At 31.1% G+C, this 8,616-nt stretch carries 4 protein-coding genes; all 4 read left to right on the forward strand.

Annotated features, from left to right (window positions below):
* On the forward strand, positions 1-2,783 hold a 2,783-nt coding region (locus tag ACRDBA_RS16775), incomplete at its 5' end, for a discoidin domain-containing protein (RefSeq protein ID WP_438574080.1).
* A gap of 118 nt (positions 2,784-2,901) precedes the next feature.
* Positions 2,902-3,360 carry a thioredoxin family protein gene (locus ACRDBA_RS16780; protein WP_438574081.1) on the forward strand — a complete coding sequence of 153 codons (459 nt, stop codon included), beginning with the start codon at positions 2,902-2,904 and terminating at the stop codon, positions 3,358-3,360.
* Positions 3,361-3,521: 161 nt separating this feature from the next.
* Complete coding sequence (locus ACRDBA_RS16785) at positions 3,522-4,868, forward strand: FAD-binding protein (protein WP_438574082.1); 1,347 nt, start codon at positions 3,522-3,524, stop codon at positions 4,866-4,868.
* Positions 4,869-5,105: 237 nt separating this feature from the next.
* Positions 5,106-8,616 (forward strand): TIM-barrel domain-containing protein (locus ACRDBA_RS16790; protein ID WP_438574083.1); only part of this gene is annotated, 3,511 nt, incomplete at its 3' end.

Consider the following 8,616-nt stretch of genomic DNA (forward strand, 5'->3'; position numbering starts at 1 on the left):
CAAATGTTACTTCATCAGCTCCTAAGACTGGAAAAGGAACTGCAACAATAACTGTAGAACCTATAGTTGGTGAATATGAAGGTATGATAACTGAAAGAACTACTGAATTTGTAGTAAATGTAAGTGAAAAACCATCAGAGTTATCAGCAAAAGTCGGAGAAAATAACGTTGCTTTAACAGAAGCATCATCATTAGAGGAGTTTAATGCAGGTACAAATATGTACTTCTATGACCAAGCTCCAAACTTAAATAAATACTCAACTGAAGGTTCAGAGTTTGCTAATGTAGAAATAACTACTACACCTAAGGTTTACGTAAAGGTTGATAAAACTAATGTAAAGGAAAATGCAGTACAATTAACTATTAAAGACTTTACTAATACACAAGATTTAGCTAAAAATGAAGTTAATGAAAACTTAAGTGTTCCAGGAAACTTCAATGCACCAGAAGATTTATTAACAGCAACACAAGTTGGACTTCAATGGGATAATGTAGAAGGAGCTACTTCTTATGATGTTGAAATAGATGGAACTATATATAAAAATATTTTAGAAAATAGCTTCACTGATGTTAATGTTGAATATGATACAGTTTATAACTACCGTGTAAGAGCTGTAAATAATGATGGTCATTCAGAATGGAGTGAAGTTATTTCACCAAAAACTGCTTTAGATCCATATAGAAATGTTCCAAAGGATATGCAAGTTATTTGGAATGAAGGACATTATAGCAACGAAGTTCCAGAAAATGCAGTTGATGGAGATCCAAATTCACAATTCCATTCAGCTGGAAATGTTATTGATAAACCAGTTGTATTTGATATGCAAAAATCTTATACTCTTGAAAAACTTGAATTATTATTCAGAAAAAATGGTAATGGATCAGTTAAGAGAGCAGAAATATATAGCAGTTTAGATGGTGTTCATTATGAAAAACTATTCTCAAATGCTAAGGATTCAGGAAATGAAGCTTGGGCAACAGATGGAGAAGCAAAAACTATAAACTTCGATAAGCCAATTAAAGCTCGTTACTTTAAGATAGTAGTTAAAGAAGCTGTAGGAAACTTTATGGCTATGAGAGAATTCCGTCCATATAAAGTTGATGGAACTAATGGTCAAATTGTAGGGGATTGGAATAATAGTGGAAAGATAGAAGAAGGGGATTTAACATTCCTTCAAAACTATGCTGGATTATCTACTGTTGATTCTGATTGGAATTATGTTTCAATGGCAGACTTAAACGGAAATGGATTAATTGATGCATATGATATAGCATATGTAACTAGTAAGCTTGAAGATGGAGCTGTTCCAACTCAAGACAAGCTTGCAGGTGAATTAATGCTTGTACCAAGTAAAACTGAAATTAAAGCTGGTGAAACATTTACTGTTGATGTAGTAGGAACTGGACTTTCAGATGTTAATGCATTTAGTGTTGAAATTCCTTTAGATGCATCTAAGTATGAATTAATAGGAACTCCAGAAAATGCTGAAGCAACAACTTCAATGAAGAACCTTTCAAAATCAAGAGTTCATGGTGACGGAAATCAAGCTATCTATGCTGTATTTAGTAATATAGGAGAAAGCACAAAAGTAAGTGGAACAACTACTGTTTCAACAATTACTTTAAAAGCTAAAGCTGATGTTAATTTTGATATGTTATTAACAAATGCAATTTTAGTTGATAGTAGAACAATGCCTAAAAATGCAATAGCTAATGTAGTTAGTCCAGATTCAGAATTACCAACACCAAAGCCAACTACTAATAAAATAGTTAAAGAAAACATTACTGTTTCAGGTGATGAAAGTCAATTACAAACAGGAATGGGCTTAAATAAATTAATAGATGGAACAACTAGCAGTGATGATTCATCACGTATGGATCTTAAGTGGATATTCTCACCAGATCAAGAGGATAAGGGAAGTCTTCCATTTGAAATGATATTTGAATTTAATGAGCCAAAGAAAATGGATAACTTTACTATATACCATAGAGCTAATGGTCAAGAAATTCATGGTTCTTCAATGAAAAAAGTAAAAGCTGTTGGTTACTTAAATGGAGTAGCTACAGAATTAGGTGAAGTTTCAGATATAAATACTATTACTACAACTTATGATTTAAATAATCAAGTATTTGATAAAATAGTTATAACTGCTTTAGAAGGACGTACAGATAATCATACATTAGCTGTAAATGAAATAGAATTCTATGAGCAATTAGGTGAAGAAATAACAGGAATAGAATTTGTAGATGCACCAAGTCACTTAGATGTAAACAAGGTAACTCCTGTATTTGCAAATGTAACTCCAGATAAAGCAACTAACGATTACTATAGAATTTCTTCAGAAGATTCAAGTATTGTAGATGTTATACGTCTAGATGACGGAACAGATGTTAAGTACTATTTAAGAGGTCTTAAAGATGGAAAGACAAATATAGTTGCAACTACAGCAGATGGAAACTTTACTGCTAAGTATGAAGTAACTGTTGGAAATGGTGGAGAAGTTGAAGAAATAGTTGTTTCAAAACCAGTTAATTTAAGAGCAACAGAAATTACAAATAATTCAGCTACTTTAACATGGGATATTCCTACTTCAGTTATTGGATTAGATGAATATGTAATCTACAAAGATGGTAAAGAAGTAGCTACTGTTAAAGCTGGAACTACTGAATACAAAGAAGAAGGGTTAAAAGCTAATACAATTTACGGATATAAGGTTACAGCTAAGTACTCAAATGGGGAAGAATCAAAACCTGTATCAGTAAATATAAGAACTAAAAAATAAATTTAAATAAATCTGATAATAGTAAACATTTATTAGAAAAACATGAAAGATGTGGTCGTAAGACTGCATCTTTTATGATATTATTATGTTAATGGTATTAAGAAAGGATGAGGATAAAATGTTTAAAAAGCTTGTAGGAATGGTATTAGCGTGTACATTAATTATTACTAGTTTAACTGGTTGTGCAGGAAGCTATGAAAGAGATACATCTAGTGGAAAGATTGTTGAAATAAGCCTAGATGATGCCCTTCAAAAGGTAGAAGATGGGGATACCTTTGCCGTTATGTTTACACAAACAACGTGTAATGATTGTAGAAAATTAAAGAGTATTATGACTCCATATCTAGAAGAACATGGTGCTACATTTTTTGATGTAGTATTAGATTATGAAGGAACTACAAAGGAAGAAATACAAAATAATAGAAGAAAGATAAATACAGTTTTTGATAGTTTTGATTCTACACCTTCAGTATATTTTGTTAATAAAGGAAAAGTTAAATCTGAATTACCAAGAATTACTACAGAAGAAGAATTAGATGCATGGGTAGTAGAACATAAATTAGATAATAAAGAATAGAAAATTTAAAAGTAATATTAAGTATTAATTTTTAGATTTATAAAAGCTCCTAAATTAGATTAAATTCTGATTTAGGAGCTTTTAATATTTAAAAGAAATATTATAAAGGCTACAACATATTATAAATTATAGAAAGTATTCATAAATAAAAGTTTGTGATAATGATGGATTTTTGTATTAGAGGTTTTAAAGGCGAAATTATTACTAGAAAAAATAGTCTATATAATGTAGTTAGACAAGAATGGAATAGGGCAATTGAAAAATATCCATTAGCCTTTTTGTATTGCACTGATAAAGGAGATATAGCTTTAGCTTTAAAATTTTGTATAAGAAACAATATTGAATTTAGAGTAAGGTCTGGCGGACATAATTATGAAGGCTTTTCAACAGGAAACAACTTAGTTGTAATTGACGTAAGTTTATTAAAGAAAATTAAATTCAGTAAGTCTGAAAACTCTGTAGAAATAGAATGTGGAGTAGAAAATAGTGAACTATACGAATTTTTAGGAAATAAGGGATATCCATTTCCAGGAGGAACCTGCCCGACTGTTGGTGTTGTAGGTTATACTTTAGGAGGAGGCTGGGGATTATCATCTAGATTATTTGGACTAGGTTGTGATAATGCAATTGAATTTGAACTAATAAATTATAAAGGTGAATGCATAGTTGCTAATAAAAATATAAATAAAGATTTGTTTTGGGCTTTAAGAGGAGTAGGTGGTGGAAACTTAGGTATTGTATATAAAATTAAGTATAACCTTCCACCTAAATTTAACAATGTAACTTTATTTTCTATCTATTATAAAGATATCAATAGTGACGAACAAGTTGTAATAATGGATAAATTTCAACAGTTATATATTGATTTAGATAGAAGAGCTAATATGAGAGCAAGTTTTTATAATTCAGTTGATGAAGGTGTAGCATCTTATATTTTTGGTCTTTTTTATGGAAACAAGGAAGAAATAGAAGATATTCTAAAAGACTTTTTAGTATTACCAAAAGCAGAAAGTAATTTTAAATACACCACTTTTATAGAAGCGATAAGGGAAGTAGAAAATGGATATCCAAGTAGTGAAAAATTTAAGTCTACAGGTAGATTTTCAGATAGGATATATAACTATAATGAACTTATAGATATGGCTAAGATAATAAGTGTTAGGCCACAAGGGTCAGTATTTGTAGGTATAACTTTTTATGGATTAGGAGGGGCTGTAAAGGATAAAGGAAAGGAAGAAACAGCCTTTTATTATCGTGATTCTAATTTCATTATAGGTATTCAATCCATTTGGGAAGATTCTAAGTATGCTGAAATAAATAAAGAATGGGTAATGTGCAAGTTTAAATTTATTAAGAAAATAACTACAGGTAGTTATATAAACTTTCCTATATATCCTCTTAAATCTTATAAAAAAGAATATTATGGAGAAAATTTATTTAAATTAAAAAATATTAATAATAAATATAACCCCTTAGATATTTTTAATTTTCAACAAGGTTTGAGTTAATAGTTGTAAAAGAGCTATAGATACAAGTTTATAGCTCTTTTTTCTTTAAAAGAATTATCAAAATATAATTTATGAAATAAATATACAAACAAATTAAGGAAAATATTTGACAAATATTGAAAAAATTAATAAAATATACTTAAATGTAAAATATTAGGGGTGTTAGAGAGAAAATGAAATAAATAGTCTTAATTTTTACATTTTAGAGAAAAGCTTTACAGAGGGTGGAGGATTTTAATGAAAAGAAAAATGTTAATTCAAAAAATTGCAGCAATAACATTAAGCACTATGGTTGCAACAAACTTCTTTATGTCAGCAAGTCCAATTTTTGCTGAACCTTTATTAGCAATGACTAATGAAGTTGAAAATGATAGTATTGAAACAAGAAATGGTGGGTTTAGACAATTAGGCGGGGTAGAAAGCTTCGAACAATCAGGTAACAAGATTACAATTGAAATGGTTACAGGAGAAAGTGTAAGATTAACTTTCTTAGAAGACAATACATTCCGTCTTTATATGGATCCAGAAGGGAATTTCCAAGATGACCCAACACCAAATGGTAAAGATCACACAACGACTATTAGAGAAAAGGCAGATGAAGATTATGCAGGTTCTATTCCAACAATAGTAGATGGTGACGTTTTAACTATTTCTACAGAAGTAGTTGAATTACGAGTAGAAAAAGCAACAAGTAAAATGGAGTTAGTAAATAAGAAAACTGGAGAGACTCTTTGGAAAGAAGCGGAAGCTTTAAAATATAAAAACAATGAGACAGTTCAAACTTTAGAAACTAACGACGAAGAGTATTTTTATGGTGGAGGAATGCAAAATGGACGTTTCTCACATAAAGGAAAAACAATAAACGTTAAAAATGAAAACAACTGGGTTGATGGAGGGGTAGCAAGTCCAACACCATTCTATTGGTCAACTAACGGTTATGGAGCAATGAGACATACATTTAAGCCAGGAAAATATGCTTTTTCATCAACTGAAAAAGGTAAGGTAACTACATCACATGAAGAGAAAAGATTTGATGCATATTACTTTGTAGATGAAAAACCAAATAATATTATAAGTGAATTCCATGAATTAACTGGTAAGCCAGCTATGATGCCTGAGTATGGATTCTATTTAGGACATCTAAACTGTTATTCACGTGACTGGATAAACGATGAAACTGGACAAGAGTCACAAACACCAAAACCAGGGTTTGATCGTCAAGAAACTTTAATGGTTGATGCTAAAAATGTTTTAGATAAACACATTGATAACGACATGCCACTTGGATATTTCATGCCAAATGATGGATATGGTTGTGGGTATGGTAGAGAAGATTCAATAGATGGAAATATTGCAAACTTAAAAGAATTTGTAGATTATACAAAGAGTAAGGGAATACAATCAGGTCTTTGGACTCAAAGTCAACTAAAACCAACAGGAAGCCAAGAAGCTTATTTAGAAAGAGATATAGATAAGGAAGTTGGTGTAGCCGGAACTAATGCTGTTAAAACTGACGTTGCATGGGTTGGACCTGGATACTCCTTTGCACTTAACTCAGTAAGACAAGCTTTTGATGGAATTAGAAATAACTCAGTAGATAGAGCAAGACCATTTATTGTTTCACTAGATGGCTGGGCAGGAACTCAAAGATATGCTGGTTTATGGTCAGGAGACCAATATGGTGGAGAATGGGAATATATTAGATTCCATATACCAACATATATAGGATCAGGTTTATCTGGTAATCCAAATGTAGGATCAGATATGGATGGTATATTTGGTGGTAATAAGCCAATAATTCAAACTCGTGATTTCCAATGGAAAGCATTTACACCAATTCAATTAGATATGGATGGATGGGGAAGCAATGCTAAAAATCCATATGTGTTTGATGAACCTTATACTTCAATTAACAGAATGTATCTTAAGTTAAAAGGTGAAATGATGCCTTACGTTTATAGTATAGCTAATGAATCAACAAACACTGGTATGCCAATGATTAGAGCTATGATGCTTGAATATCCAGATGCATATACTTATGGAACAGATACAGAATATCAATATATGTGGGGTCCAAATATGTTAGTAGCTCCTGTATATGAAGAAACTGCTACTGATTCTAAGGGTAATGATATTAGAAATGGAATATATCTTCCAGATGAAGAACAAATTTGGATAGATTACTTTACAGGAGAACACTATAGAGGTGGAGGAGTATTAAATAACTTTGAGGCTCCAGTATGGAAATTACCTTTATTCATAAAGAATGGGGCAATTATTCCAATGGCTAATGAAAACAATACACCTGAAAATATAAATAGAGGTGAGCGTAAATTTGAAGTATATCCAAGTGGAGATACAAGCTTTGAAGTTTATGAAGATGATGGTTTAACTACTGATTATGAATTAGGTGAATCAGCAACTACTCTAATTACTTCTTCTGCTCCTAAAACAGGAAAAGGAACAGCTGTTATTAAAACAGGATTATTAACTGGAAGTTATGATGGAATGATTACTGAAAGAACTACAGAATTTGTAGTTAATGTAAGTGAAAAGCCATCAGAACTAGGAGTTAAAGTTGGTGGAAGTAATGTTGCTTTAACAGAAGCTTCAACTTTAGAAGAATATAATTCTGGAACTAATATGTACTTCTATGACCAATCACCAAACTTAAACAAATATTCATCAGAGGGATCAGAGTTTGCAGATGTTGAAATAACAACAACTCCTAAAGTTTATGTAAAAGTAGATAAGACTGATGTAACTAAAAATGAAGTAGAATTAACAGTTAGCGATTTCGTTAATACTCAAGAGTTAGATAAGAATGAAGTAAATGATGCTATGCAAACACCTTCAAACTTTACTGCACCAGAAGATTTAATAACTCCAACAAGTATTGATTTAACATGGGATGCTGTTGAAGGTGCAACTTCATATGATGTAGAAATTAATGGAACAATATATAAAAATAACCCAACTAATAGTTACCATCATTCTAACTTAGATTATGATACAGTTTATAATTATAGAGTTAGAAGTGTAAGTGCTGATGGGTATTCAGAATGGACTGAAGTAATTTCTCCAAGAACTTCATTAGATCCATATAGAAATGTTCCTAAAGGAATGGAAGTAACATGGACAGAAGGAAACTGGAGTAGTGATTCACCTGATAAGGCAGTAGATGGAGATGATAGTTCACAATTCCATTCATCAGGAAGCGCTATTGATAAACCTGTAATCATAGATATGAAACTGGCTTATGATCTTGAGAAACTAGAACTTTTATTTAGAAAAGGTGGAAATGGATCAGTTAAAAGAGCAGAAATTTATAGTAGTTTAGATGGCGTTACTTATGAAAAAGTATTTAGTAATGCATTAGACTCAGGAAATCCTGCTTGGTCAACTGATGGAGAAGTTAAAACAATAGAATTCGATAAACCATTAAAAGCTAGATACTTTAAAATTATCACAAAAGAATCTATTGGTAACTTCATTACTATGAGAGAATTTAGACCATATAAAGTTGAGGGGACTAATGGTAAAGTAGTCGGTGACTGGAACAATTCTGGAACTATAGAAGAAGGTGATTTAGTATTCCTTCAAAACTATACAGGATTATCTACTGTTGATTCAGATTGGGATTATGTTTCAATGGCTGACTTAAACGGAAATGGATTAATTGATGCTTATGATATATCATATGTTGCAAGTAAATTACAAGGTGGAGTTAAACCTTCATCAGATAAGT

This window comes from Clostridium sp. (assembly GCF_051654825.1).
In the GTDB taxonomy this organism is placed as follows: domain Bacteria; phylum Bacillota; class Clostridia; order Clostridiales; family Clostridiaceae; genus Clostridium.

Coding starts and splice junctions, on each gene's coding strand:
- ACRDBA_RS16785 (WP_438574082.1), top strand. CDS start 3,522: ATGATGGATTTTTGTATTAGAGGTTTTAAAGGCGAAATTATTACTAGA.
- ACRDBA_RS16780 (WP_438574081.1), top strand. CDS start 2,902: ATGTTTAAAAAGCTTGTAGGAATGGTATTAGCGTGTACATTAATTATT.